At 68.1% G+C, this 25,367-nt stretch carries 23 protein-coding genes; 16 read left to right on the top strand and 7 right to left on the bottom strand.

The features are described 5' to 3' along the window. From pnp to tsaD, 5 genes are all read right to left on the bottom strand, one after another. On the bottom strand, nt 1-1,891 hold a 1,891-nt coding region (gene pnp / locus KIT86_RS17900), incomplete at its 3' end, for a polyribonucleotide nucleotidyltransferase (RefSeq protein ID WP_297400825.1). A gap of 234 nt (nt 1,892-2,125) precedes the next feature. Next, a complete protein-coding gene (rpsO, locus tag KIT86_RS17895; RefSeq protein WP_291117839.1) occupies nt 2,126-2,392 on the bottom strand; it encodes a 30S ribosomal protein S15 in 267 nt (88 codons plus the stop codon). 122 nt (nt 2,393-2,514) lie between these two features. Next, nucleotides 2,515-3,717, bottom strand: coding sequence for a pyridoxal phosphate-dependent aminotransferase (locus tag KIT86_RS17890; protein WP_297400822.1), 1,203 nt, complete (start codon nt 3,715-3,717; stop codon nt 2,515-2,517). Nucleotides 3,718-3,737: 20 nt separating this feature from the next. Further along, nucleotides 3,738-5,042, bottom strand: a complete 1,305-nt coding sequence (locus tag KIT86_RS17885) for a branched-chain amino acid ABC transporter substrate-binding protein (RefSeq protein ID WP_297400820.1) — start codon at nt 5,040-5,042, stop codon at nt 3,738-3,740. A 111-nt stretch (nt 5,043-5,153) separates the two neighbouring features. Then, complete coding sequence (tsaD, locus tag KIT86_RS17880) at nt 5,154-6,260, bottom strand: tRNA (adenosine(37)-N6)-threonylcarbamoyltransferase complex transferase subunit TsaD (RefSeq protein ID WP_297400818.1); 1,107 nt, start codon at nt 6,258-6,260, stop codon at nt 5,154-5,156. Nucleotides 6,261-6,402: 142 nt separating this feature from the next. On the opposite strand from tsaD, the gene KIT86_RS17875 reads away from it, so the two are divergent. The 13 genes from KIT86_RS17875 to KIT86_RS17815 all read left to right on the top strand — a co-directional run bounded on the left by KIT86_RS17875 (nt 6,403) and on the right by KIT86_RS17815 (nt 21,495). After that, complete coding sequence (locus KIT86_RS17875) at nt 6,403-7,704, top strand: nitrate regulatory protein (protein ID WP_297400816.1); 1,302 nt, start codon at nt 6,403-6,405, stop codon at nt 7,702-7,704. A gap of 301 nt (nt 7,705-8,005) precedes the next feature. After that, the gene (locus KIT86_RS17870; RefSeq protein WP_297400814.1) at nt 8,006-9,274 is read left to right on the top strand and encodes a CmpA/NrtA family ABC transporter substrate-binding protein; all 1,269 of its coding nucleotides are present in this window, start codon (nt 8,006-8,008) and stop codon (nt 9,272-9,274) included. A gap of 30 nt (nt 9,275-9,304) precedes the next feature. Beyond that, nucleotides 9,305-10,231, top strand: a complete 927-nt coding sequence (gene ntrB / locus KIT86_RS17865) for a nitrate ABC transporter permease (RefSeq protein WP_297400813.1) — start codon at nt 9,305-9,307, stop codon at nt 10,229-10,231. Further along, nucleotides 10,228-11,034, top strand: coding sequence for an ABC transporter ATP-binding protein (locus tag KIT86_RS17860; RefSeq protein WP_297400811.1), 807 nt, complete (start codon nt 10,228-10,230; stop codon nt 11,032-11,034). Before ntrB ends, KIT86_RS17860 begins: the two co-directional genes overlap by 4 nt. A gap of 22 nt (nt 11,035-11,056) precedes the next feature. Next, the gene (gene nirB, locus KIT86_RS17855; RefSeq protein WP_297400809.1) at nt 11,057-13,567 is read left to right on the top strand and encodes a nitrite reductase large subunit NirB; all 2,511 of its coding nucleotides are present in this window, start codon (nt 11,057-11,059) and stop codon (nt 13,565-13,567) included. Continuing rightward, entirely contained in the window at nt 13,564-13,998 is a 435-nt protein-coding gene (gene nirD, locus KIT86_RS17850; RefSeq protein ID WP_297400807.1) for a nitrite reductase small subunit NirD, read from the top strand. Before nirB ends, nirD begins: the two co-directional genes overlap by 4 nt. Further along, on the top strand, nt 13,995-16,805 hold the full coding sequence (locus KIT86_RS17845) for a nitrate reductase (RefSeq protein ID WP_297400805.1): 2,811 nt from the start codon (nt 13,995-13,997) through the stop codon (nt 16,803-16,805). The genes nirD and KIT86_RS17845 overlap by 4 nt, the downstream gene beginning before the upstream one ends. A 68-nt stretch (nt 16,806-16,873) precedes the next feature. Further along, nucleotides 16,874-17,803, top strand: coding sequence for a DNA-binding protein YbiB (gene ybiB / locus KIT86_RS17840; protein WP_297400803.1), 930 nt, complete (start codon nt 16,874-16,876; stop codon nt 17,801-17,803). Continuing rightward, on the top strand, nt 17,787-18,572 hold the full coding sequence (cobA, locus tag KIT86_RS17835; protein ID WP_297400801.1) for a uroporphyrinogen-III C-methyltransferase: 786 nt from the start codon (nt 17,787-17,789) through the stop codon (nt 18,570-18,572). The genes ybiB and cobA overlap by 17 nt, the downstream gene beginning before the upstream one ends. Nucleotides 18,573-18,619: 47 nt before the next feature. After that, on the top strand, nt 18,620-19,300 hold the full coding sequence (locus tag KIT86_RS17830) for a methyl-accepting chemotaxis protein (RefSeq protein WP_297400799.1): 681 nt from the start codon (nt 18,620-18,622) through the stop codon (nt 19,298-19,300). Between the two features lie 26 nt (nt 19,301-19,326). Beyond that, on the top strand, nt 19,327-20,529 hold the full coding sequence (locus KIT86_RS17825; RefSeq protein WP_297400797.1) for an NAD(P)/FAD-dependent oxidoreductase: 1,203 nt from the start codon (nt 19,327-19,329) through the stop codon (nt 20,527-20,529). Between the two features lie 185 nt (nt 20,530-20,714). After that, entirely contained in the window at nt 20,715-20,927 is a 213-nt protein-coding gene (rpsU, locus tag KIT86_RS17820; RefSeq protein WP_056273869.1) for a 30S ribosomal protein S21, read from the top strand. A 112-nt stretch (nt 20,928-21,039) separates the two neighbouring features. Then, complete coding sequence (locus KIT86_RS17815) at nt 21,040-21,495, top strand: GatB/YqeY domain-containing protein (protein ID WP_297400790.1); 456 nt, start codon at nt 21,040-21,042, stop codon at nt 21,493-21,495. Between the two features lie 90 nt (nt 21,496-21,585). Here KIT86_RS17815 and pmbA read toward each other — a convergent pair whose 3' ends face one another. Continuing rightward, nucleotides 21,586-23,001, bottom strand: coding sequence for a metalloprotease PmbA (gene pmbA, locus KIT86_RS17810; protein WP_297400789.1), 1,416 nt, complete (start codon nt 22,999-23,001; stop codon nt 21,586-21,588). 72 nt (nt 23,002-23,073) lie between these two features. On the opposite strand from pmbA, the gene yjgA reads away from it, so the two are divergent. The 3 genes from yjgA to KIT86_RS17795 are packed head-to-tail and all read left to right on the top strand — an operon-like array spanning nt 23,074 to nt 24,828. Continuing rightward, nucleotides 23,074-23,730 (top strand): ribosome biogenesis factor YjgA, encoded by a 657-nt coding sequence (gene yjgA / locus KIT86_RS17805; protein WP_297400788.1) that lies wholly within the window; start codon nt 23,074-23,076, stop codon nt 23,728-23,730. Further along, nucleotides 23,727-24,332, top strand: coding sequence for a molybdopterin adenylyltransferase (gene mog, locus KIT86_RS17800; protein ID WP_297400787.1), 606 nt, complete (start codon nt 23,727-23,729; stop codon nt 24,330-24,332). Before yjgA ends, mog begins: the two co-directional genes overlap by 4 nt. Before the next feature lie 19 nt (nt 24,333-24,351). Continuing rightward, nucleotides 24,352-24,828 carry a peptidylprolyl isomerase gene (locus tag KIT86_RS17795; protein ID WP_297400785.1) on the top strand — a complete coding sequence of 159 codons (477 nt, stop codon included), beginning with the start codon at nt 24,352-24,354 and terminating at the stop codon, nt 24,826-24,828. A 48-nt stretch (nt 24,829-24,876) separates the two neighbouring features. Here the strand turns inward: KIT86_RS17795 and KIT86_RS17790 are convergent. Beyond that, a partial coding sequence (locus KIT86_RS17790) for a serine O-acetyltransferase (RefSeq protein ID WP_367185449.1) occupies nt 24,877-25,367 on the bottom strand: 491 nt, incomplete at its 5' end.

The raw sequence follows: 25,367 nt of genomic DNA, 5'->3' as shown, positions 1-25,367 counted from the left end.
CCGGGCCTTCGTAGACCTTGCCCACTTCCACTTCGGCAGTGATCTGCTCGATGCGGCGCTTGGCTTCGTCGGCCTTGGCCGAGTCGGTCGAGGCGATGGTGATGGTGCCGTCTTCGTCGATGTTGATCTGCGTGCCGGTTTCCTCGGTCAGCGCACGGATGACAGAGCCGCCCTTGCCGATCACGTCACGGATCTTCTCGGGATTGATCTTCATGGTGAAGAGCTTGGGCGCGAAGTTGGACACCTCGGTCTTGGCTTCGCCCATGGCTTCCTGCATCTTGCCCAGGATGTGCATGCGGGCTTCCTTAGCCTGGGCCAGCGCGACCTGCATGATTTCCTTGGTGATGCCCTGGATCTTGATGTCCATCTGCAGCGCCGAGATACCGTTGGTGGTGCCGGCCACCTTGAAGTCCATGTCGCCCAGGTGATCTTCATCGCCCAGGATGTCGGTCAGCACGGCGAAGCGGTTGCCGTCCTTGATCAGGCCCATGGCGATACCGGCCACGTGGGCCTTCATGGGCACGCCAGCGTCCATCAGCGCCAGGCAGCCGCCGCAGACGGAGGCCATCGACGAGGAGCCATTGGACTCGGTGATCTCAGACACCACGCGCATGGTGTAGGGGAAGTCTTCCTTGCTCGGCAGCGCGGCGATCAGCGCGCGCTTGGCCAGACGGCCATGGCCGATCTCGCGGCGCTTGGGCGTGCCGAAACGGCCGGCTTCACCAGTGGCGAAGGGAGGCATGTTGTAGTGCAGCATGAAGCGGTCTTCGAACTCGCCGGCCAGCGCGTCGATGCGCTGCGCGTCACGATCGGTGCCCAGCGTGGCCACGACCAGCGCCTGCGTTTCACCGCGGGTGAACAGGGCCGAGCCGTGCGTGCGGGGCAGCACGCCGTTGCGGATTTCGATGGCGCGCACGGTGCGGGTGTCGCGGCCGTCGATGCGGGGCTCGCCGGCCAGGATCTGGCCGCGCACGATCTTGGCCTCGATCTCGAACAGCAGGGCCTCGACGGCCACGCTGTCGAACTCCACGCCTTCGGCCTTCAGGGCGGCGAACACGTCGGCGTAAGCCGTGCGGCAGGCCTGGGTGCGGGCCTGCTTGTTGCGGATCTGGTAAGCGGCCTCGAGCTTGGCCTTGGCCAGCGCGTCGACCTTGGCGATCAGCGGCTCGTCCTTGGCGGGCGGCTGCCAGTCCCAGGCCGGCTTGCCGGCGTCGCGCACGAGTTCGTTGATGGCGGCAATGGCGATCTTGCCCATGTCGTGGCCGTAGACCACGGCGCCGAGCATGACTTCTTCGGACAGCTGGTCGGCTTCGGACTCCACCATCAGCACAGCGGCTTCGGTGCCGGCGACCACGAGGTCAAGCTGGCTGTCCTTGAGCTGGGTCTGGCCCGGGTTGAGCACGTACTCGCCATTGACATAACCCACGCGGGCGGCGCCAATGGGACCGTTGAACGGGATGCCGCTGACGGCCAGCGCAGCGGAGGTGGCAATCATCGCGGCGATGTCGGCCTGCACTTCGGGATTCAGGCTGACGACGTGCACGATCACCTGCACTTCGTTGTAGAAGCCTTCAGGGAACAGCGGGCGGATCGGGCGGTCGATCAGGCGGCAGGTCAGCGTCTCGAGTTCGCTCGGGCGGCCTTCGCGCTTGAAGAAGCTGCCGGGGATCTTGCCGGCGGCGTACGACTTCTCGGTGTAGTCCACCGTCAGGGGGAAGAAGTCCTGACCGGCCTTGGCCTCGGTCTTGGCGACCACGGTGGCCAGGACCACGGTGTCGTCGATGTTGACCAGCACGGCGCCGGTGGACTGGCGCGCGATTTCGCCGGTCTCCATCGTGACGTGGTGGGGGCCCCACTGGAAGCTCTTGGTGACTTTGTTGAACATGCTCATGGTGTCTCTCCGTTAAATGCGTGCAGCTTTGCTGCACAAAACCCGGAGACACAACCCAGAACACGATGCCATTCCAGAAGGACTGCAGGCGCCACACTTGGCGCACAACCCGTTTGGAATGACACAGCTTCGCTCTGTTGTCGGGGCTCCGGAATCAAAAAAGGCGCGTGACAAGCAAAAAACGCCCGAGCCAGCGAACCAACTCAGGCGTTTCGTGTGTCACAGCCGTGCCAATTACTTGCGCAGGCCCAGTTTCTGGATCAGGGCGATGTAGCGCTCGGCGTCCTTGGACTTCAGGTAGTCCAGCAGCTTGCGGCGGCGGCTCACCATGCGCAGCAGACCGCGGCGGCCATGGTGATCCTTGGCGTGGGTCTTGAAGTGAGGGGTGAGCTCGTTGATGCGGGCGGTCAGCAGCGCGACTTGCACTTCGGGGCTGCCGGTGTCGTTGGCGGCGCGGGCGTTGGCCGCGACCACTTCGGCTTTGATGGATTGGGCGATCATGGATAGCTTTCTGGACCAGTTGCCTGGCGTTACGTGCGACCCGCCGCAGCCGATGAGGGCCGCCGCAGGCGTGAATTTGCCGTCCGTGAAGACAGCAAACGCGAATTATAGACCAGAAGGACTCAGCGGGCAGCCGGTGGCTGGGCGGCCAGCCAGCCCTGCAGGCGCTCCACCCCTTGCACCAGGCGAGCTGTGTCGCGGCTGGCGAAGCACCAGCGCAGCCAGCCCGCGGCCTGCGGGCTGAAGGCGCTGCCGGGAGCCAGGCCCAGGCCGGCTTCGCGCACCAGGCGCTTGGCCACGGCCAGGCAATCGTCATGGCCGTCCAGCCGGAAGAAGGCGTACATGCCCCCCAGCGGCTCGGCCAGGGTCACGCCGGGCTGCTGGCGCAGCAGCGGCACCAGCGTGTCGCGGCAATGCCGCAGGTGCGCCACCAAAGCCGGGGTGACTTCGTCGCCGCGCTCCAGCGCCACGGCGGCGGCACGCTGCACGAACACCGGGGCGCAGGAGGTGTTGTATTCAATGAGCTTGCCGATGGCGTCCGTGAGCGTCGGCGGCAGCACCAGCCAGCCCAGGCGCCAGCCCGTCATGAGGAAGCTCTTGGAGAAGCTGTGGGCGACGATGACGCGGTCCTCTGGTTCGGCCACGTCCAGGAAGCTGGGCGCGGCGCCGTTGGGCGTATCGTCCGCAAAATAGAGCCGCTCGTAGACCTCGTCGGCCACGATCCAGGTGCCGGTGCGGCGGCAGTGCGCCAGGATGGCGCGTTGCTCGGCGGCGCTCAGCGTCCAGCCCGTGGGGTTGTTCGGCGCATTGACCACCAGCAGGCGGGTGGCGGGCGTGATGGCCGCCAGCAAGGCGTCCAGGTTCAGCACCCAGGCGCCGGCGCGCGGCCCGTCGGCCTGCACGCGCAGCGGCACTGTGTGGACTTTCGCGCCCAGAATGAGCGGCTGGGCCACCAGGTTGGGCCAGGCCGGCGAGACCACGACCACCTCGTCGCCCGCCTCCACCAGCGCCTGCGAGGCCAGCATCAGGCCGTTGACGCCGCCCGAGGTGACCGCCAGGCGATCGAACCAGTGGCCCGCGCCGCGCCCGGGGTGGAGCTTGTCGGTGTACGCGGCGAGCGCCTCGCGCAATGCCTGCAAGCCCAGGTTGTGGGCGTAGAAGGTTTCACCGGCCTGCAGCGACGCCACGGCCGCGTCGCGAATGAAGCCGGGCGTGACCTCGTCGCTCTCGCCGAACCAGAACTTGAGCACGTCGGCCCGGCCCAGGCCTTCGTTGGCCACTTCCCGGATGCGCGAGGCCTCCAGCTGTTCCACCACCTGTCTCATCGGCACACGCTCCCGCTCTGTCAAGGTCGCTGCATGGTACAGGTGTGCGGCAGTTCCGCCTGCTGCGGGCTGAGGTTGCGGATGACGCGAAAGCCATAGCCCGACCCTTCGACGTCGAATTTGACGCCGGGCGCACCCTGGCGGTCCATCACGGCCACGGCCAGCGATTGCTGGAACTGGTGGTCGGCCGCGCGCATGCGGGCGCGCTGGCCGGCGAGCGTGACGTCGGCCTTCTCCAGCTGGGTGGCGATGGTGGCGGCGTTGACCGGCCCGGCCGCGCCCGCGCGCTCGATGGCCTGCGCCAGCGCCTCGACCAGCAGTTGCATGCGCATGTGCACGTAGTCGTCCGCTGGACTGGGGAAGCGCTCGCGGAACGACTTGTAGAAAGCCTCTGACTCGGGCGTGGGCACGTTGGGGAACCAGTCGGCCACGGCGATCACCTTGCCGATGCCGGCGTCGCCCATCGCAGCGGGTGCGCCCAGCGCATTGCCGTAGAAGGTGTAGAAGCTGCCCTCGAAGCCGCTCTCCCGAGCGGCCTTCACCAGCAGCGTGAGGTCGTTGCCCCAGTTGCCGGTCAGCACGGCCTGCGCACCGCTGGCCTTGATCTTGGCGGCGTAGGGCAGGAAATCCTTGACGCGCGCCATGGGGTGCAACTCGTCGCCGACGATGGCGACATCGGGCCGCTGGGTCGCGAGCTGGCTGCGCGCCTCGCGCAGCACGGCCTGGCCAAAGCTGTAGTCCTGCCCGATCAGGTAGATCTTCTTGAGCTGCTTGTCTTCGCGCAGCACGCTCATCAGGGCCTTCATGCGCATGTCGGCATGGGCATCGAAGCGGAAATGCCAGAAGCTGCATTTCTCGTTGGTCAGCACCGGGTCCACCGCCGAGTAGTTGAGAAACAGCACCTGGCGCGCCGTGTCGCGCTCGTTGTGCTTGTTGATGGCGTCGATCAGCGCGGTGGCGGCGGCCGAGGAGTTGCCCTGGGCGACGATGGTGATGCCCTTGTCGATGGCCGAGCGCAGCGCCGAAAGGGCCTCGTCGGTCTGGCCTTTGCTGTCGAAGCGCTCAATCACCAGGGGCCTGTTGCCCCCGGGCAGCTTCACGCCGCCGCGGGCATTGACCCGCTCGGTGGCCCAGACCAGGTTGCGGAACACGGCATCGCCGGTGTTGCCGATCGGGCCGGAAAGGCCTTCGATCATGCCGATGCGGATCGGGGCGCCCGTGGCAGGGGCCTGCGCCAGCGACAGGGTGGCGGTCAGCCCGCCAAGCAGCGCGGCCACGAGCGCACGGCGGCGCGACGAGAACAGGGAATCGAACAGGGCATTCATCAGGCAAGGGCTCCGGGTGCGTGGCTGGGGCCGGGAATGGCCCATGCAGTCGAGTCGCCTAGGCGACAGCGCCAGGAGTTTAATTCATAATTACAGAGACCCGCCGCCCGCTCATCCGGTGAGGGCCGAGGGCAAGCGCAGGTCGGCGAGGGGCCAGCGCGGCTTCACATCGAAGGGGTACCCCCCCGCTTCAGCCGCATCAACAGCGGCCAGACCCGCCTGGGCCCGCATGCCACCGGCCAAGGCGATCATGGCGCCGTTGTCGGTGCACAGGTGCAGTTCGGGGTAATGCACGCGCACCCCGGCCTGGGCGCAGGCCGCGCCCAGTTGCTCGCGCAGCAGCGCATTGGCCCCCACCCCGCCCGCCACCACCAGGCGGCGCAAGCCGGTGCGGCGGATCGCCATGAAGGCCTTCTTGACCAGCACCTCGACGATGGCGGCCTGCACGCTGGCAGCCACATCGGCCTTTTGCTGTGCGCTCAGCGGGTCGGCCAGGTGCAGCGTGGCCGGGCCGTCCGGGTGGGCGTGGGCGAGCCGCTTCACCTGGGTGAGCACCGCCGTCTTGAGGCCGGCAAACGAGAAGTCGAGGTCGCCGCTGTGCAGCAGCGGGCGCGGAAATTTGTAGGCCTGGGCGTCGCCCTGCTGAGCCAGGCGCGAGAGCGCCGGGCCGCCCGGGTACGGCAGGCCCAGCAGCTTGGCCGATTTGTCGAAGGCCTCGCCGGCCGCGTCGTCGATCGTCTCGCCCAGCAATTCGTAGCGGCCCACGCCATCCACGCGCATGAGTTGGCTGTGGCCGCCGGAGACCAGCAGCGCCACGAAAGGGAATTCAGGCGGGTCGGCACTCAGGAAGGGTGAAAGCAGGTGTCCCTCCAGATGGTGCACGCCGATCACGGGTTTGCCCAGCGCGAAGCCCAGGGCACAGGCCACGCCGGAGCCAACCAGAAGAGCGCCGGCCAGCCCCGGCCCTCGGGTGTAGGCGATGGCGTCCACGGCGCGCAACGGCAGGCCGGCCTGCGCCAGCACGGCGTCGGTCAGGGGCAGCACGCGGCGGATGTGGTCGCGGCTGGCGAGCTCGGGCACCACCCCGCCGTAGGCCTGGTGCATTTCGATCTGGCTGTGCAAGGCATGTCCCAGCAAACGGGGTGTGGCGCTGCCGCTGGCATCGACCAGGGCCACGCCGGTTTCGTCGCACGACGACTCGATTCCCAATATCCGCATGCGGGGAGTGTACGAGGCGGCACGGTTGTTGCTGGGAAAGGGGCACCTCCTGCGCCGCCACCGGCGCCTCCCCCTGGGAGGGGGGCGACACCCGAGGTTCCTCGGTGTCCCTGGAAGATGCGCATCCAAGCACCACCACGAAATGAAGTCGGGTCTGAATTTTCTCGTCGCGGCCAAGCGCTGCGAGATCGCCGAGCTGCAACAGCTCGCGCTCACCAGCGCCCTGGTCAACGTCACCGGCAGGCTGATCCATGGCTTGCAGCGCGAGCGCGGCCTGTCCAACCTGCACATCGGATCGCAGGGCGCGCGTTTCACCGACATGCGCGCCCGCCAGATCGAGGAGTGCCGACAGATCGAGGCCGAACTGCGCGCATGCTTCGAGAGCCTGGACACCGAGTCCGCCCGCGTCGGCCATGGCGCGCGTCTGTTCAGCCGCATCGCCTACGTGCTGCACGGTCTGAACGCGCTCGAAGACCTGCGCGAACGCGCGGCTTCTCTGGCCTGGACCACGCGCCAGGCGACCGATGCCTACGTGCGATTGATCGCCGGCCTGCTGGCGGTGGTGTTCGAGGCCGCCGACAGCGCGAGCGACCCGGAGATCTCGCGCCTGCTGGTGGCGCTGTTCAATTTCATGCAGGGCAAGGAGTTCGCGGGCCAGGAACGCGCCACCGGCTCGGCCCTGTTTGTCAGTGGCCGCGCCGAGGCGGTCGAGCAGCAGCGGCTGCTGCACCTGATCGAGTCGCAGGAGCGTTGCCTGCAGGTGTTCACGGAGTTCGCCAATCCCAAGGCCGCGGACCTGTGGGCGGCCAGCCAGGCCAGTGCCACCCTGGCCGAACTGGAGCGCCTGCGCCGCGTGCTCTGCACCGCCTCGCAGGGCGCGCCACTCAACGTGCAGCTCAGCCAGGTCTGGTTCGACTGCTGCAGCCAGCGGATGGACCGCATGAAGGCGGTGGAAGACCGCCTCGCCCTTGACCTGCTGCGCGCATGCGAAGACAAGATCGCTGCGGCCCGGGCCGAACTGGAGGCCTTCGAGGCCCTGAGCACCACCGCCCCGCGCGAGGCCGATGCCCTCTCCTTCTTCCAGGACGCGCCTTCGGCGGCCGTGCCCGGTGGCCTGGGTGGGGCCGCACAGGGCTATGGCCTGCAGCTGGAGCGCTCGATCCTCGATCTGGTGCAGGACCAGGCGCGCCGCCTGCAGACCATGGGCGAAGAACTGGACACGGTGCGCGCCAGCCTGAACGAGCGCAAGCTGATCGAGCGCGCCAAGGGCCTGCTGATGGCGCACCGACAGCTCAGCGAAGAAGAAGCGCACAAGACCATGCGCCAGATGGCCATGAACCAGAACCGCCGCCTTATCGAAGTGGCCGAGGCCGTGCTGTCCATGGCCGATGTGCTGCCCGCGCCGACCCGGTCAGGCCAGGCACGCGCTGCGGTGCACAAATAGCGTGCCTGCCGATCGGGCCGCACCAGTTTGAAGCCCCCGCTCCAGCCGCATGCCTTCCAGGCGTCGGATTTTTTTCCTTTGAAATCAAGCGCCACGCCGGCCACCCAGGGACAACCCTGAGGCTGGCACGGGACCTGCTTTGATCCAGGCACAGGCAAACCAGGCCAATGGCGGCCAGGCTTGCCGACTGTCTACCCAGACACGGACAACGGCGTCCATTTCCCGCCCGCTCAGCGCAGGCACGGAAATGGGCGCCGTTGTGCTTTGGGGCACCGCTTTTTTCATCAGCAAGGAGTTGGACATGAACGCAGACACCCCCACCCCAGCCGAAGGCCCGACCGCCTCGCGCCGCGAGTTCATCAAGAAGGGCGGCGCCGTCGGCACAGCCGCCCTCTTCTCCACGCTGGGCCACCATGGCGTGTGGGCCGCCGGCTCCGACGCGCCCGAGAAGACCGAGGTCAAGATCGGCTTCATTCCGCTGACCGACTGCGCCAGCGTGGTCATGGCCGCCGAACTCGGCATCGACAAGAAATACGGCGTCAAGATCGTTCCGACCAAGGAGGCCAGCTGGGCCGGCGTGCGCGACAAGCTGGTCAATGGCGAGCTGGATTTCGCCCACGTGCTCTATGGCCTGGTCTACGGCCTGCAACTGGGCACCGCCGGGCCGAAGAAGGACATGGCCATCCTGATGAACCTGAACCAGAACGGCCAGGCCATCACGCTGTCGAAGAAGCTGGCCGACAAGGGCGCGGTGGATGGCCCCTCGCTGGCCAGGCTGATGGCCAGCGAAAAGCGCGAATACACCTTTGCCCAGACCTTCCCCACCGGCACCCACGCCATGTGGCTCTACTACTGGCTGGCCGCCGCGGGCATCGATCCCTTCAAGGACGCGCGCGCCATCGTGGTGCCGCCACCGCAGATGGTGGCCAACATGCGCGTGGGCAACATGGACGGCTTCTGCGTGGGCGAGCCCTGGAACCACCGCGCCATCATGGATGGCATTGGCATCACGGCCAACACCACGCAGGACATCTGGAAGGACCACCCCGAGAAGGTGCTGGGCACCACGGCCGAGTTCGTGCAGAAGAACCCCAACACCGCACGCGCGGTGACGGCGGCCATTCTGGAAGCCGGCAAATGGATCGACGCGGGCCTGCAGAACAAGAACAAGATGGCCGAGACCATCGCCCAGCGTTCCTATGTCAACACGGGCGTGGACGCCATCAACCAGCGCATCCTGGGCCGCTACCAGAACGGCCTGGGCAAAACCTGGGACGACCCCAACCACATGAAGTTCTACAACGACGGGGCGGCCAACTACCCCTACCTGAGCGACGGCATGTGGTTCCTCACCCAGCACAAGCGCTGGGGCTTGCTCAAGTCGCACCCCGACTACCTGGCCGTGGCCAAGCAGGTCAACCGCATCGACATCTACAAGGAAGCCGCGTCCGCCACCAAGACGGCGCTGCCCAAGTCCGAACTGCGCAGCGCCAAGTTCATCGACGGCGTGGTGTGGGATGGCAAGGACCCGGCCAAGTACGCCGACAGCTTCAAGATGAGGGCGGCCTGACCAGGCCCGCCGCACCCGAGGAACACCACCATGGTCAGTGCCGTTTTCCATACCCCCCTGGAGGCCGTGGCGCCCGCCCCGGCCATGGCCGCCGCGCCCCATCCCAAGCCCGCAGCAGCCGCGCCGGCTGCCGTTGAGCGTGCGCGGCCGGGCCCGTCTTCGCCCTGGCGCGAGCACATCGCGGGCCTCACGCGCAGCGTGCTCCCGCCGGTGCTGGGCCTGGGCTTTCTCGTGCTGGTGTGGTCGCTGGTGGCCGGCAGCGGCCAAAGCGGCATCCCCACGCCGCTGGACACCTGGAAGCAGGCCCTGGACGTGTTCTCCGACCCGTTCTACCAGGCCGGTCCGAACGACCAGGGCGTGGGCTGGAACGTGCTCATGTCGCTGCAGCGCGTGGGGGTGGGCTTTGGCCTTGCCGCGCTGGTGGGCATTCCGGCGGGCTTTGCCATCGGCCGCTTCGACTTCCTCAGCCGCATGTTCAACCCCCTCATCAGCCTGCTGCGCCCGGTCTCGCCGCTGGCCTGGCTGCCCATCGGCCTGCTGGTGTTCAAGGGCGCCAACCCGGCCGCGATCTGGACCATCTTCATCTGCTCGATCTGGCCCATGATCATCAACACCGCCGTGGGCGTGCAGCGCGTGCCGCAGGACTACATGAACGTGGCGCGCGTGCTCAACCTCAGCGAATGGAAGATCTTCACCAAGATCCTGTTTCCCGCCGTGCTGCCGTACCTGCTGACCGGCGTGCGCCTGGCGGTGGGCACGGCCTGGCTGGTCATCGTGGCCGCCGAGATGCTGACCGGCGGCGTGGGCATCGGCTTCTGGATCTGGGACGAGTGGAACAACCTCAACGTGGCCAGCATCATCATCGCCATCTTCGTGATCGGCATCGTCGGCCTGGCGCTCGAATTCGGCCTCATCAAGCTGGCCACCCTGTTCACGTTCGAAGAGGTGAAGTCATGACCGCCACGTCCAAGTACATCGAGATCCAGGGCGTCGAGCAGACCTTCAAGACCCGCAAGGGCCTCTTCCCGGCGCTGCGCGGGATCAACCTCACCGTGGCCAAAGGCGAGTTCGTCACACTGATCGGCCACTCGGGCTGCGGCAAGTCCACGCTGCTCAACCTCATCGCCGGCCTGACCACGCCCACCAGCGGCGTGCTGCTCTGTGCCGGCAAGGAGATCGCCGGCCCCGGCCCCGAGCGCGCGGTGGTGTTCCAGAACCACTCGCTGCTGCCCTGGCTGACCTGCTTCGAGAACGTGCACCTGGCCGTCGAGCGCGTCTTCGGCGCCAACGAAGGCAAGGCGCAGCTCAAGTCCCGCACCGAAGCCGCGCTGGCCCTCGTGGGCCTGAGCGCGGCCGCGCAGAAGCGCCCGGGTGAAATCTCCGGTGGCATGAAGCAGCGCGTGGGCATTGCGCGCGCCCTGTCGATGGAGCCCAAGGTGTTGCTGATGGACGAACCCTTTGGCGCGCTCGACGCGCTCACCCGAGCCAAGCTGCAGGACGAACTGCTGGAGATCGTGGCGCGCACGCACAGCACGGTGGTGATGGTCACGCACGACGTGGACGAGGCCGTGCTGCTGAGCGACCGCATCGTGATGCTGACCAACGGCCCGGCCGCGACCATCGGCGAGGTGCTGCAAGTGGACCTGCCGCGCCCGCGCCAGCGCGTGGCGCTGGCCGACAGCCCGACGTACCAGCAATGCCGCAAGGAAGTGATCGACTTCCTCTACACCCGCCAAACCCACGTGGAAAAGCTGGCCTGACCGGCCGCCCAGGAGACCCACCATGGACATGCGCCCCCCTCCCTCACAACGCCCCAGACTGGTCATGGTCGGCAACGGCATGGCCGGTGTGCGCACCCTGGAGGAGTTGCTCAAGATCGCGCCCGACCTCTACGACATCACGGTGTTCGGTGCCGAGCCCCACCCCAACTACAACCGCATCCTGCTCTCGCCGGTGCTTGCGGGCGAGCAGACGCTGGACGAGATCGTGCTCAACGACTGGGCGTGGTACCAGGAGCACGGCATCACCCTGCACGCGGGCAAGACCGTGACGGAGGTGGACCGTGTCAGGCGCACCGTGCGCGCCAGCGACGGCCAGGGCGGCACGATCGAGGCGCCCTACGACCGCCTCATCATGGCCACCGGCTCCAACCCCTTCATGCTGCCCATTCCGGGCAAAGACCTGCAAGGCGTGCTGGCCTACCGCGACATCGCCGACACCCAGGCCATGATCGACGCCGCCACGCAATACCAGCATGCCGTTGTCATCGGCGGCGGCCTGCTCGGCCTGGAAGCGGCCAATGGCCTGATGAAGCGAGGCATGACGGTGAGCGTGGTGCACGCCGCGCCCTGGCTCATGGAGCGCCAGCTCGACGAGGTGGCCGGCAAGCTGCTGCAGCAATCGCTGGAGCAGCGCGGCATGCGCTTCCTGATCGGCGCACAGACGCAGGAACTGGTGGGCGACGAGGATGGGGACAGGTCTTCGCCCAAAGGCCGGGTCCGGGCCATCCGCTTCAAGGACGGCACCGAGCTGCCGGCCGACCTGGTGGTGATGGCCGTGGGCATCCGCCCCAACACCGCGCTGGCGGAGTCGATGAACCTGCACGTGAACAAGGGCATCGTGGTCAGCGACACGCTGCAGACCGTGACCGACCCGCGCATCTACGCGGTAGGAGAATGCGCGGCGCACCGCGGCATCGCCTACGGCCTGGTGGCGCCCCTGTTCGAACAAGGCAAGGTGCTGGCCACGCACCTGGCTGAATTCGGCATCGGCCGCTACGTCGGCTCGCTCACCTCCACCAAGCTCAAGGTCACCGGCATCGACCTCTTCTCCGCCGGCAACTTCATGGGCGACGGGCACACCGAAGAGATCGTGATGAGCGACCCGTCGGGCGGCGTCTACAAGAAGCTGGTGATCCAGGGCGACAGGCTCGTGGGCGCATGCCTGTACGGCGACACCGTGGACGGCAGCTGGTACTTCAAGCTGCTGCGCGACGGCCGCAGCGTGGCCGATATCCGCGACCGCCTGATGTTCGGTGAATCCAATATCGGCGACGTGGGCCACCAGGGCCACAGCAAGGCCGCCGCCATGGCCGACAGCGACGAGGTCTGCGGCTGCAATGGCGTCACCAAGGGCCGCATCTGCAAAGCCATCCAGGACAAGGGCCTGTTCACGCTGGAAGAGGTGCGCAAGCACACCAAGGCCAGCGCGTCCTGCGGTTCGTGCACCGGGCTGGTGGAACAGATCCTGATGTTCACCGCTGGCGGCGACTACTCCGCCACGCCCAAGCTCAAGGCCATGTGCGGTTGCACCGATCACGGCCACCAGGCGGTGCGCGACGCCATCCGCGACAGCCGGCTGCTGAGCATCGGCGCGGTGTTCGAGGGCCTGGGCTGGCGCACGCCCAACGGCTGCGCCACCTGCCGCCCGGCCGTCAACTACTACCTCATCAGCACCTGGCCCAAGGAAGCGAAGGACGACCCGCAAAGCCGCTTCATCAACGAGCGCAGCCACGCCAACATCCAGAAGGACGGCACCTACAGCGTGATCCCGCGCATGTGGGGCGGCGAGACCACGGCCGACGAGCTGCGGCGCATTGCCGACGCGGTGGACAAATACAACATCCCCACCGTGAAGGTCACCGGTGGCCAGCGCATCGACCTGCTGGGCGTGAAGAAGGAAGACCTGCAGGCGGTGTGGAAAGACATCGGCATGCCCAGCGGCCACGCCTACGCCAAGGCCCTGCGCACGGTGAAGACCTGCGTGGGCAGCGAGTGGTGCCGCATGGGCACGCAAGACAGCACGCAGATGGGCAAGGACCTGGAGCGGGCGATGTGGCGCATGTACGCGCCGCACAAGGTGAAGTTTGCCGTGAGCGGGTGCCCGCGCAATTGCGCCGAAGCCGGCATCAAGGACGTGGGCATCATCGGCGTGGACTCGGGCTGGGAGATGTACATCGCCGGCAACGGTGGCATCAAGACCGAGGTGGCCGAGTTCTTCACCAAGCTCAAGACCGCCGAGGAAGTGCTGGAGTACACCGGCGCCTTCATGCAGCTCTACCGCCTCGAAGGCTGGTACCTGGAACGCACGGTGCACTACGTCAACCGTGTGGGCATGGACCACGTGAAGAAGAAGATCCTCGACGACGCCGAAGGCCGCAAGGCGCTGTGGGCGCAGCTCCAATTCGCGCTCGACGGCGAGCCCGATCCCTGGTTCGAGCACCAGAAGGCCTCGGTGGACACGCGCCAGTTCATTCCCATTCAGCCCGTGTCGCTCGAAAGGAGTACCGCATGACCGCCTGGATTGCCATTGCCCGCGTCGACGACATCCCCGTGCTTGGCTCGCGCTGCGTGCAGCGCGAAAAAGGCCTGGACGTGGCCGTGTTCCGCAACGACCGCGACGAAGTCTTCGCCCTGCTCGACCGTTGCCCCCACAAAGGCGGCCCGCTGAGCCAAGGCATCGTCTTCGGCAACCAGGTGGCCTGCCCGATGCACAACTGGACCATCGGTCTGGACAGCGGTTGCGCCCGCGAGCCCGACGAAGGCTGCACGCCGCGCTTCGCGGTCAAGGTGCAGGACGGCGTGGTGCACCTGGACGCGCACGAACTCGCGACCCAGGCGATCGACCTGGCGCGCCCCATCGCCGGCCCCGCCCGGCGGGCCACCGATCCCCACGCGCACCCAGAGGGGCTTCGGTCTGGCTCGGCGGTCTGCGCCTCCGCATGAGCCCGATCACCACCCGCTCCACCTGTCCTTACTGCGGCGTGGGCTGCGGGGTGCTGATCGAGAGCGTGGGCAGCCAGATCACCGGCGTGAGCGGCGACCCGCAGCACCCGGCGAACTTCGGCCGCCTCTGCACCAAGGGCCAGACCCTGCACCTCAGCGCAGCGCCCGCCATCGCGCAGCAGGTGCGACTGCTGCAACCCCATCAGCGCCTGCAACGCGGTGCGCCCGCGAAGCCCCTGGCGTGGGACGCGGCACTCGACCTCGCCGCCGGGCGCTTCGCCTCCGTGGTCGAACGGCACGGCCCCGACGCGGTCGGCTTCTACATCAGCGGGCAGTTGCTCACCGAGGACTACTACGCCTTCAACAAGCTGGCCAAGGGCCTGATCGGCACCAACAACATCGACACCAACTCGCGCCTGTGCATGAGCAGCGCAGTCGCAGGCTACAAGCTCACCCTGGGCGCCGACGCGCCACCCACCTGCTACGACGACGTGAACCACGCCCAATGCCTGTTCATCGTCGGCAGCAACGCCGCCTTCGCGCACCCCGTGCTGTTCCGCCGCGTGGAGGAAGCCCGCCAGAACAACCCGGCCATGAAGGTGATCGTGGCCGACCCGCGCCGCACCGACACCGCCGGGCTTGCCGACCTGTACCTGCCTTTGCAGCCCGGCAGCGACGTGATGCTGTTCCACGGCTTGCTGCACATCATGCTCTGGGAAGGCTGGATCGACAGCGGCTACATCGCCGCGCACACCACCGGTTTCGACGCGCTCAAGGCCCTGGTGCGGGAACACACGCCCGAGCGCGTGGCACAGGCCTGCGGCCTGCGGCGCGAAGACCTGTTCACCGCCGCCCAATGGTTCGCCACAGGCGCCAGCGGCGACCCGCAGCGTCGCGCGGCCACGCTCAGCCTGTACTGCCAGGGCCTGAACCAGAGCAGCAGCGGCACCGCCAAGAACGCCACGCTGATCAACCTGCACCTGGCCACGGGCCAGATCGGCAAACCCGGTGCCGGCCCTTTCTCGCTCACCGGCCAGCCCAACGCCATGGGCGGGCGCGAGGTCGGTGGCCTGGCCAACTTGCTCAGCGCGCACCGCGACCTCGCCAATCCCCGACACCGCGCCGAAGTGGCCGCACTCTGGGGCCTGCCTTCGGTCCCCGAGAGACCCGGCCTGAGCGCGGTCGAGCTGTTTGAAGCCGCGGCCGACGGCCAGGTCAAGGCCCTCTGGATCGCCTGCACCAACCCGGCCCAGTCCATGCCCGACCAGGCCACCGTGCGCCGCGCGCTGGATCGCGCCGAATTCGTCGTGGTGCAGGAGGCCTACGCCACCGCCGCCACCTGCGATTACGCCGACCTGCTGCTGCCCGCCACCACCTGGGGCGAGAAAGACGGCACCGTCACCAACAGCGAGCGCCGCATCAGCCGCGTGCGCGCCGCCGTGCCCGCCCCCGGCCAGGCGCGGCACGACTGGCGCATCGTGGTCGATTTCGCGCAGCGGCTCGAAGCCCGCTGGCGCCCCGGCCAGCCCACGCTGTTCCCCTACCCCGATGCCGAGAGCCTCTGGCTGGAACACCGCGAATCCACACGCGGGCGCGACCTCGACATCACCGGCCTGAGCTACGCCATGCTGCAGCAGCAGGGGCCACAGCAATGGCCCCTCAAGGCCGGCGAACCGCAGGGCCGCCAGCGCCTGTACGAGGATGGGGTGTTCGCCACGCCCGACGGCAAGGCCCGCTTCGCCGCCCTGGACTTCGTGCCCCTGTCCGAGCCGCGCGACTCGCGCTACCCGTTCTCGCTCACCACCGGCCGCCTGCGCGACCAGTGGCACGGCATGACGCGCACCGGCACGCTGGGCCGCCTGTTCGGCCACGTCGCCGAACCCTCGGTGCAACTGCACCCGCAGGACATGGAACGCCGCGGCCTGAAGGACGGGGATCTGGTGCACGTGACCAGCAAACGTGGCTCCATCCTCGTGCCCGCCATGGCCTCGGACGACATCGGCCTGTCGCAGGCCTTCATCGCCATGCACTGGGGCGCGGAATACCTCAGCGGCCGCAGCAGCACCGGCGAGCCGCTGGCCGGCGTCAACGCGCTCACCACCTCGTCGCACTGCCCCACGTCGAAACAGCCCGAGCTCAAGCATGCGGCGGTGAAAGTGCTCAAGGCCGAATTGCCCTGGACGCTCCTGGCCGTGGGCTGGCTGCCCGAGGCGACGGCGCAAGCCGCACGCGAAGGCCTGCGCGCCCTGATGACGGAATTTCCGTTTGCCGCCTGCGTGCCGTTTGGCCGCGAGCGCACCGGCGTGCTGTTTCGCGCCGCCGCGCACGATGCGCCCGAACCCGGGCTGATCGAGCGCATCGAAGCCCTGCTCGGCCTGCAGGCGGCCGAGGCGCTGCGCTACGTGGACAAGCGCCTGGGCCAGCGCCGCACCGCGCGCCTGGTCCGCGAAGGCGATGCCACCCGGCTCGAAGCCTTCGTGCTGGCCGGCGACACCCGCGCCGAGGTCTGGATCAAGCCCCTGCTGCAGGACGGGCTGCCCGCGGGCGCGTACGGCCGCCTGCTGCTGATGCCGGGCGCCAAGGCGCCGGTGGCCTTGGCGGCCAAAGGCCGCCAGGTATGCACCTGCTTCAACATCCGGGAAGACGCCATCCAGACCCGTCTGGTCCACTGCGAGGGGAGCGACGAACAGCGCCTGGCCGCACTGCAGGCCAGCCTGCAGTGCGGCACCCAATGCGGCTCCTGCGTGCCCGAGCTCAAGCGGCTGGTGCGCGCCCGTGCACCCCTGACCCAGCCCCAGGCCGCCTGAGCAGCCAGATCCCCCATATAACGATAAGTCATCAAACTTGCCGGACAATTCGCGGAAATTTGCAAGTCATGGCCATCAGTCAATACATCAAGGAAATTGGTCGGGGTAAGGACGGCGCCCGCTCGCTCACGCGCGCACAGGCCACGGACCTGCTCGGCCAGGTGCTGGACGGCACGGTGACCGATCTCGAGATCGGCGGTTTCTGCCTGGCCATGCGCATCAAGGGCGAGACGCCCGACGAAATGGCCGGCTTCCTCGATGCCACCCATGCGCGCCTGCGCCGCCTGCCCGACAACGGCCGGACGACCGTCGTGCTGCCCAGCTACAACGGCGCGCGCAAACTGCCGGTGCTCACGCCGCTGCTGGCCCTGCTGCTGGCGCGCGGTGGCGCGGCGGTGCTGGTGCACGGCACAGCCACCGAGGACCTGCGCGTGTTCGCCGCCCAGGTGTTCGAGGCGCTGGGCGTGTCCCCGGCCCGCGAGGTGCCTGCGCTGGGAGCGGGCGAAGTCGCCTTCGTGCCCACCGAGGTGCTCAGCCCCGGCCTCAAGCGCCTGCTGGACGTGCGCCGCGCGGTCGGCCTGCGCAACCCCGCCCACAGCCTGGTGAAGCTGATGAACCCGTGCGAGGGCAAGGCCTTCATCGTCGGCAGCTACACCCACCCGGAGTACGCCACCTCCATGGCCGCCACCTGGGCCCTGACCGGCGCGCACGCGCTGCTGCTGCGAGGCACCGAAGGCGAACCCGTGGCCGACGCGCGCCGCACGCCGCGCATGGAGGTGTTGCGCGACGGCGCGCGCGCCGAAGTGCAGGCGTCGCAGGACGGGCCGCTGGCCCGGTTGCCCGAACTGCCGCCGGTGGACGCCGGGCAGACCGCCGCTTACATCCGCGCCGTGCTCGATGGCACGCAACCCATCCCCACACCGATCGCCCTGCAGGTGGAACACATCTTGCGAGAGGTCGTGCAACATGAAACCGCAACCCATGCCCTTGCCGTCTGAGTTCCTGCCGGGTACCGTGGCCCTGGTCGGCGCCGGCCCCGGCGACCCCGAACTGCTCACGCTCAAAGCCGTGAAGGCCATCAGCGCCGCCACCGTCCTGCTGGTCGACGACCTCGTGAGCGAAGGCGTGCTGGCGCACGCCTCACCCCGCGCGCGCATCGTGCACGTGGGCAAGCGTGGCGGCTGCAAAAGCACGCCCCAGGCCTTCATCGAAAAGCTCATGGTGATGGCGGCGCAGGAAGGCGAAATGGTGGTGCGGCTCAAGGGCGGCGACCCGTTCATCTTCGGCCGCGGCGGCGAAGAGGTGGAGCACCTGCGTGCCGCCGGCATCGAAGTGCAGGTGGTCAATGGCATCACCTCGGGCCTGGCGGGCCTCACCTCGCTGGGCGTGCCGCTCACCCACCGCGAACATGCACACGGCGTGGTCTTCGTCACCGGCCACGCCAAGCCGGGCGACGCTGGCACCGACTGGCAGGCCCTGGCCGCCACCGCGCGCGAGGCCAAGCTCACGCTCGTGATCTACATGGGCGTGTCCAGTGCCGCGCAGATCGAACGGGACCTGCTCACCGGCCTGCCGGCCGAGACACCCCTGGCCGTGATCCAGCACGCCACGCTGCCCCAACAACGGCACGCGCTCACCACACTGGGGCAACTCAGCGCCACCATCGAGCGCGAAGGCCTGGGCAGCCCCGCCGTGATCGTGGTCGGTGACGTGGTCAGCGGCATCGCCGCCGTGCAGGCGCCGCAGGCACTCGCGCGCGTCGCCTGAGCGCCGGTCGGGCCGCCATGGCCCGGCGATTGCTTGATGTCAGCCCCATGACATCCCTCGCCCCCACCCGCCCCGTCCACCGCGACACGCCCGCCCACATCGCGGGCCTCTCGCTGGTCAACCTCGCCGCGCGCCAGCGCATGCTCTCGCAACGCATGATCCTGCAGACCGTGCTGGCGGCCAATGGCGATCTGGGCCGGCTGCCGGCCGCACAGCGCAGCCTGCAGATGTTCAGCGAGAGCCAGCAACACCTGGTGGGCACGGTGGACCTGCTGGAGGCGCAGGGCGCCCGCAAGATTCAGGAGACCTACCACGGCGCGCGAGGGGTCGGTCCGGTGGTGCAGGCATTCATCCAGCTCATGCACAGCGCGCTCGAACAGATCGAGGCCTACAGCCCGCGCGTGCCGACCACCCTGGCCGAGCTGGTGGATCACACCGACCGCATCCTCGACGCCCTCAACACCGCGACCACCGCCTTCGATGAGGTCGCCAAGGCGCGCTCCGACGCGATGATGAAAGAGCTCGCGGGCATCGTCGGTGACATCCAGAGCGTGGCCAAGGAGGCCAAGGTGGTGAGCTTCAACGCGCAGGTCGTCGCTGCACGGGCCGGGCAGCACGGCCGTGAATTCGCCGTGGTCGCCAACGTGCTGTCGGACATCACGGGCGAGATCGACGCCCTCACGCACAAGGCCGCCACCCTCGCCGAACGCAGTCGGCACACGGGTTGAACGCCGGTGCGCCTACACTGCGCGCCATGCAAGATTTCGACGCCATCGTCATCGGCGCGGGCGCGGCCGGCCTTTTTTGCGCTGGCATCGCCGGCCAGCGGGGCCTGCGCGTGCTGGTGCTGGACCACAGCGACAAGGTCGCGGAGAAGATCCGCATCTCGGGCGGTGGGCGCGCCAACTTCACCAACCGGGAGCTCGACCCACAGGCGCCGCACAAGCACTTCCTGGGCGCCAACCCGCATTTCTGCCGCTCGGCGCTCTCGCGCTACACACCGGCCGACTTCATCGCCCTCGTGCAGCGCCACGGCATCGCCTTCCACGAGAAGCACAAGGGGCAGCTGTTCTGCGACCGCTCGGCCGACGACCTGATCCAGATGCTGCTGCGCGAGTGCGACGCGGGCGGCGTGCAGCGCTGGCAACCCTGCGGTGTGAAGGCCGTGCGCCAGGGCGGCGACGGCCTGTACGAACTCGACACCGACCGCGGCCCGGTGCGCGCCCGCGCGGTGGTGGTCGCCACGGGCGGCCTGTCCATCCCCAAGATCGGCGCGAGCGACTTCGGCTACCGCATCGCCAGCCAGTTCGGCCTGCGCCTGGTGGCCCAGCGCCCGGGGCTGGTGCCGCTCACTTTCGACGGCGATGGCTGGGCGCCCTACGCCGGCCTGGCCGGGCTGGCATTGCCCGTGCGCATCGAAACCGGGGAGAAAAAGGGCCGCATGGCCTTCCTGGAAGACCTGCTGTTCACCCACCGGGGACTGTCCGGCCCGGCGGTGCTGCAGATCTCCAGCTACTGGCAGGAAGGCACGCCGATCCGCCTGAACCTGGCGCCAGAGACCGAACTGCCCACCGCCCTGGCGCGCGCCAAGGCCAGTTCGCGCAAGCTGCTGGGCAACGAACTCGCCGCCCTGGTGCCCAGCCGCCTCGCCGAGGCCTGGGTGCAGCAGGACGCCGACTGGCAGCGCCCCGTGGCCGAAGCCTCGGACAAGGCCCTGGCGCGGCTGGCCGATCGGCTCTCGCGCTGGGAACTCACACCCACCGGCACCGAGGGCTACCGCAAGGCGGAGGTCACGCTGGGCGGCGTGGACACCCGCGACCTGTCTTCCCAGACCCTGGAATCCAGGCAGCCGGGCCTATATTTCATCGGGGAAGTGGTCGATGTGACGGGCTGGCTGGGCGGCTACAACTTCCAGTGGGCCTGGGCCAGCGCCCACGCCTGCGCACAAGCGCTGTGACCGCCGCTGCGCCGCGCGCCCTGCGATGCGGTAGCCAATCGCATGGAAACGGCTATAATCCAGGGCTTTGCTGGCAAATCCCCGTCGGCCAATACTAGTTAATGACGGGACATTTTGCGGAAACGACGCCCGGGCCCGATCTTCCCGTTCATCCTCTTTCCGCGCATTCTGGATATTTTTCGCCAATGACGACCATCCGTGTAAAAGACAACGAGCCCTTTGACGTCGCCCTGCGCCGTTTCAAGCGCACCATCGAAAAGCTCGGCCTGCTGACCGATCTGCGCGCCCGCGAGTTCTACGAAAAGCCGACCGCCGAGCGCAAGCGCAAGAAGGCTGCCGCCGTCAAGCGCCACTACAAGCGTGTGCGCTCGATGCAGCTGCCCAAGAAGCTGTACTGAGCACGAGCCGCCGGGCCCTGCTGCCCGGTCGCGAACAAGCCCGCTGGAGGACGCTCAGGCGGGCTTTTTTGTTGCCGATTCCTCTTTCCCGACCCACTTCCCAGGAGCCTCCATGAGCCTGAAAGACCAGATCACCGAAGACATGAAAGCCGCCATGCGCGCCAAGGACAGCGAGCGCCTGGGCACCATCCGCCTGCTCACCGCCGCGATGAAGCAGAAGGAAGTGGACGAGCGCGTGGAACTGGACGACGCCATGGTCATTGCCATCGTGGACAAGCTGGTCAAGCAGCGCAAGGACAGCATCGAGGCCTTCACCAAGGCCGCGCGCCAGGACCTCGTGGACAAGGAAGCCGCCGAAATGGCCGTGCTGCAGGGCTACCTGCCCGCGCGCCTGTCGGCCGACGAGGTGGCCGCCGAAGTGAAGGCCATCGTGGCCGAGCTGGGCGCCAAGGGCCCTGGCGATATGGGTAAGGTCATGGGTGCGGTGAAAGCCCGCCTGGCCGGCAAGGCCGACATGGGCCAGGTCTCGGCGGCGGTAAAGGCCGCTCTTTCCGGCGCGGGAAGCTGAAAGACCCGCATGCCGTGGAACGGGCTCTGCCGAGCCACGGCATGGCCCCCTTGAGGGGAAGACGCGCCGCCGCAGCGGCGCGGGGTGGGCCTAGCTCCCGGCCACCTTCATCCGGTTGATCAGGATCGACCCCGTGGTCTTCGCCCCGTAGTTGTAGGCATCGGCGCCGATGGCCTCGATCCCCAGCAGCATGTCCTTGAGGTTGCCGGCGATGGTGATCTCGTGCACCGGGAACGCGATCTCGCCGTTTTCCACCCAATAGCCTGAAGCGCCACGCGAGTAGTCGCCGGTCACGTAGTTCACCCCCTGGCCCATCAGCTCGGTGACGAACAGGCCGCGGCCGAGTTTCTTGAGCATGGCGCGCAGGTCGTCGCCCGGCTGGGTGAGGCGGCTGGTGAGCGTGAGGTTGTGCGAGCCGCCGGCGTTGCCGGTGGTGCGCATGCCCAGCTTGCGCGCCGAATAGGTGGAGAGGAAATAGCCCTGCACCCGCCCGCCCGAGAGCACCTTGCGCCTGGCCGTGCGCACGCCCTCGTCGTCGAATGGCGCGCTGCCCTTGCCATTGCGCACGTGCGGGTCTTCGAGAATGTCCAGGTGCTTGGCCGTCACGCGCTTGCCCAGGCTGTCGTGCAGGAAAGTGGTGTTGCGGTAGAGCGCGCCGCCGCTGGTGGCCTGCACGTAGCTGCCCAGCAGGCCGGCCGCCAGGGGCGACTCGAACAGCACCGGGCATTCGGTGGTGGCGATCTTGCGGCCGTTGAGGCGCGCAAGCGTGCGCTCGGCGGCATAGCGGCCCACCGCTTCGGGCGTGGCCAGTTCGGCCGGCGAGCGCATCGAGCTGTACCAATAGTCGCGCTGCATGTTCGCGCCCTTGCCGGCGATCGGCGCCACCGACAGGCTGTGGCGCGAGCTGGCATAGCCGCCGCTGAAGATGCCGGGCTTGCCGCGCTCGCCGCCGCGCAGGTGCGCGGTGAAGAAGTGCGACTGCTGGGCCGACACGCCCGCGCCCTCGCTGTTGGTGATCTTCTTGCTGGTGGCGAAGGCCGCAGCCTCGCAGGCCAGGGCGATGCGCGCGGCCTCTTCCGAATCGAGCGACCAGGGGTGAAACAGATCGAGGTCGGGGTAGCTGTCGGCCACGTCCTGGGTGTCGGGCAAGCCGGCCACCGGGTCTTCGGCGGTGAAGCGGGCAATGTCGTAGGCGGCCTGCACCGTCTGGCGCACCGCGGCGGCAGAGAAGTCGGAGGTGGAGGCGTTGCCGCGCTTTTGCCCCAGGTAGACCGTCACGCCCAGGGACTTGTCGCGGTTGCGTTCCACGTTCTCCAGCTCGCCCTTGCGCACCGAAACGCTCAGGCCGGCGCCCTCGGAGACCTCGGCCGCCGCGTCCGCAGCGCCGAGCTGCTTCGCGTGGCCCAGGGCCAGATCGACCAGTTCCTCGAACTGGCTGCGGGCGTACTGGAAACCGGAAAGGGGGGAACGGGGGTCGGCCGCGGGGGCTTGGGAGGGTTTTTTCATGTCGACGGCTATGATACTTGCGCCCCCTTCCGGCCGCTGCCATTCGCGCAGAAGGCCTATTCAACGATCCACATGTCCCGCAAACCCACCAAAGGCTATTTCGTTCGTGGCCAGTTCGTCGCCCTGGGCAGCGAACTGGACCTGGAGCTCAAGCGCGAGCTCAAAGGCGACGCCGAGATGAGCAAGACCGACCTGAAGCGGGAAAGCGACCGCCTGCAGGCGCTCGGCGAAAACCTGCTCACGCTGCGCACCGACCTGACACAGAAACTCGACCTGCCGGAAAAACTGCTGGACGCAGTCGCCGAAGCCAGGCGCATCACCAACTTCGAAGGCCGCCGCCGCCAGATGCAATTCATCGGCAAGCTGATGCGTGCGCTGGACGAGGACACGATCGCCGCGGTGCAAGCCGCGCTCGACGAACAGGCCAAAGGCTCCGCCAAGGGCACGCTCTCGCTGCACCTGGCCGAGCAATGGCGCGACCGCCTGATCGCCGACGACGAGGCGCTCACCCCCTGGCTGCAGCTCGACGCAGGCGCCGACGTGCAGCACCTGCGGGCGCTGATCCGCCAGGCGCGCAAAGACGCCCAGGCCACGCAGGCGCAGGAACGCCCAGGCGAGGCCGTGCGCCACGGCAAGGCCTACCGGGAAATCTTCCAGATCGTCAAGGCCGCGCTGAACCAGGGCGAGGACGACGACATCGCTCCCACCGACGACCAAGACCAGCCATGAGCGAGCCCCTGAATGCCCCCGCCGACCCGGTGCGCATCGGCATCGTGTCCATCAGCGACCGCGCCAGCACTGGCGTCTATGAAGACAAGGGCCTGCCCGCGCTGCAGGACTGGCTCACCCGCGCGCTGCGCAACCCGATCACGTTCGAGCCGCGCCTGATTCCCGACGAAGAGGCGCGCATCAGCGCAACGCTGGTCGAGCTGGTGGACGCCGGCTGCTCGCTGGTGCTCACCACCGGCGGCACCGGCCCGGCGCTGCGCGACGTCACGCCCGAGGCCACGCTGGCCGTGGCGCACAAGGAAATGCCCGGATTTGGCGAACAGATGCGCCAGATCAGCCTGGCCTTCGTGCCCACCGCCATCCTCTCGCGCCAGGTGGCCGTGGTGCGCGATCAGAGCCTGATCATCAACCTGCCTGGCCAGCCCAAGGCGATTGCCGAGACGCTCGAAGGCCTGAAGAACGCCGACGGCACGCAGCGCATCAACGGCATCTTCGCCGCCGTGCCTTACTGCATCGACCTGATCGGCGGACCCTATCTCGAAACGCACGACGAGGTCTGCAAGGCCTTCCGCCCGAAGTCCGCCGTGCGCCCCGCCCGCTAACCCTCTCAAGCGACCCGACATGAAGATCACCAAAGACACCATCGTCACCCTCACCTTCCGCGCCGTCGATGCCAAGGGCAAAGTGCTCGAAGACGGCAAGGAGCCGCGCGCCTACCTGCACGGGGGCTATGGCAACACGCTGCCGGGCGTCGAGCTCGCCCTGGAAGGCCAGGAGAAAGGCTTCAGCACCACCATCAAGCTGCAGCCCTCGCTGGCCTTTGGCGAGCGCGACGAAAGCCTGGTGACCACGATCTCGAAGAAAGACTTCCCGCCCGGCGTGAAGGTGGGTGGCCAGCTCGAAGGCAGCGACGCCGAAGGCAACCGGCAGATCTTCACCGTGACCAAGATCAAGGGCGACACCGTGATGCTCGATGGCAACCACCCGCTGGCCGGGCAGGACCTGACATTCACCCTGAACGTGGTCGACGTGAAGGCGGCCTCGGCCGAAGAGATCGCCCATGGCCACGCGCACGGGGCGCACGGCCACCATCACTGACCCCCCGCGGATCGAAAGCCCCGGCATCGGGCCGGCGCGCGCGTGCGCCTACTTCCCGACCAACTGATTGAGTTTCTCGGCCTCGAAGCACTCTTCGCGCGCCGCATCCTGCGGCACGCAGTCGCGCTTCCTGGTCTCGGCCAGCGTCTCGATGGCCTGCCAGAGCAGCGCGATCTGGTGCTCCTGCCCGGCGGCGTTGTCGATCAGGCCTCGCATGGCCTGCGACAAGGGGTCGTCTTCCTGGGTGAGGCCGTAGGCCTGGAACTTCTGGCCCTGCTCGGTCACATCGGCGCTCTCACCGGTCTTGCTCGGGATGATGCGGGCCGGGATGCCCACCGCCGTGGCGCCCGCAGGCACCGGCTTGATCACCACGGCGTTGCTGCCGATCTTGGCGCCGTCGCCCACGAGGAAGCCCCCCAGCACCTTGGCCCCTGCGCTCACCACCACGTCGCGGCCCAGCGTGGGATGGCGCTTGGTGCCCTTGTAGAGCGAGGTGCCGCCCAGCGTCACGCCCTGATAGATCGTGCAGCCATCGCCAA

The sequence above is a fragment of the Hydrogenophaga sp. genome, assembly GCF_026125825.1.
In the GTDB taxonomy this organism is placed as follows: Bacteria; Pseudomonadota; Gammaproteobacteria; order Burkholderiales; family Burkholderiaceae_C; genus Hydrogenophaga.
Note: the sequence above shows the minus strand (reverse complement) of the source record. Positions and strands in the feature narration are given on the sequence as shown.

Coding starts and splice junctions, on each gene's coding strand:
- rpsO (WP_291117839.1), bottom strand. CDS start 2,392: ATGATCGCCCAATCCATCAAAGCCGAAGTGGTCGCGGCCAACGCCCGC.
- KIT86_RS17890 (WP_297400822.1), bottom strand. CDS start 3,717: ATGAGACAGGTGGTGGAACAGCTGGAGGCCTCGCGCATCCGGGAAGTG.
- KIT86_RS17885 (WP_297400820.1), bottom strand. CDS start 5,042: ATGAATGCCCTGTTCGATTCCCTGTTCTCGTCGCGCCGCCGTGCGCTC.
- tsaD (WP_297400818.1), bottom strand. CDS start 6,260: ATGCGGATATTGGGAATCGAGTCGTCGTGCGACGAAACCGGCGTGGCC.
- KIT86_RS17875 (WP_297400816.1), top strand. CDS start 6,403: ATGAAGTCGGGTCTGAATTTTCTCGTCGCGGCCAAGCGCTGCGAGATC.
- KIT86_RS17870 (WP_297400814.1), top strand. CDS start 8,006: ATGAACGCAGACACCCCCACCCCAGCCGAAGGCCCGACCGCCTCGCGC.
- ntrB (WP_297400813.1), top strand. CDS start 9,305: ATGGTCAGTGCCGTTTTCCATACCCCCCTGGAGGCCGTGGCGCCCGCC.
- KIT86_RS17860 (WP_297400811.1), top strand. CDS start 10,228: ATGACCGCCACGTCCAAGTACATCGAGATCCAGGGCGTCGAGCAGACC.
- nirB (WP_297400809.1), top strand. CDS start 11,057: ATGGACATGCGCCCCCCTCCCTCACAACGCCCCAGACTGGTCATGGTC.
- nirD (WP_297400807.1), top strand. CDS start 13,564: ATGACCGCCTGGATTGCCATTGCCCGCGTCGACGACATCCCCGTGCTT.
- KIT86_RS17845 (WP_297400805.1), top strand. CDS start 13,995: ATGAGCCCGATCACCACCCGCTCCACCTGTCCTTACTGCGGCGTGGGC.
- ybiB (WP_297400803.1), top strand. CDS start 16,874: ATGGCCATCAGTCAATACATCAAGGAAATTGGTCGGGGTAAGGACGGC.
- cobA (WP_297400801.1), top strand. CDS start 17,787: ATGCCCTTGCCGTCTGAGTTCCTGCCGGGTACCGTGGCCCTGGTCGGC.
- KIT86_RS17830 (WP_297400799.1), top strand. CDS start 18,620: ATGACATCCCTCGCCCCCACCCGCCCCGTCCACCGCGACACGCCCGCC.
- KIT86_RS17825 (WP_297400797.1), top strand. CDS start 19,327: ATGCAAGATTTCGACGCCATCGTCATCGGCGCGGGCGCGGCCGGCCTT.
- rpsU (WP_056273869.1), top strand. CDS start 20,715: ATGACGACCATCCGTGTAAAAGACAACGAGCCCTTTGACGTCGCCCTG.
- KIT86_RS17815 (WP_297400790.1), top strand. CDS start 21,040: ATGAGCCTGAAAGACCAGATCACCGAAGACATGAAAGCCGCCATGCGC.
- pmbA (WP_297400789.1), bottom strand. CDS start 23,001: ATGAAAAAACCCTCCCAAGCCCCCGCGGCCGACCCCCGTTCCCCCCTT.
- yjgA (WP_297400788.1), top strand. CDS start 23,074: ATGTCCCGCAAACCCACCAAAGGCTATTTCGTTCGTGGCCAGTTCGTC.
- mog (WP_297400787.1), top strand. CDS start 23,727: ATGAGCGAGCCCCTGAATGCCCCCGCCGACCCGGTGCGCATCGGCATC.
- KIT86_RS17795 (WP_297400785.1), top strand. CDS start 24,352: ATGAAGATCACCAAAGACACCATCGTCACCCTCACCTTCCGCGCCGTC.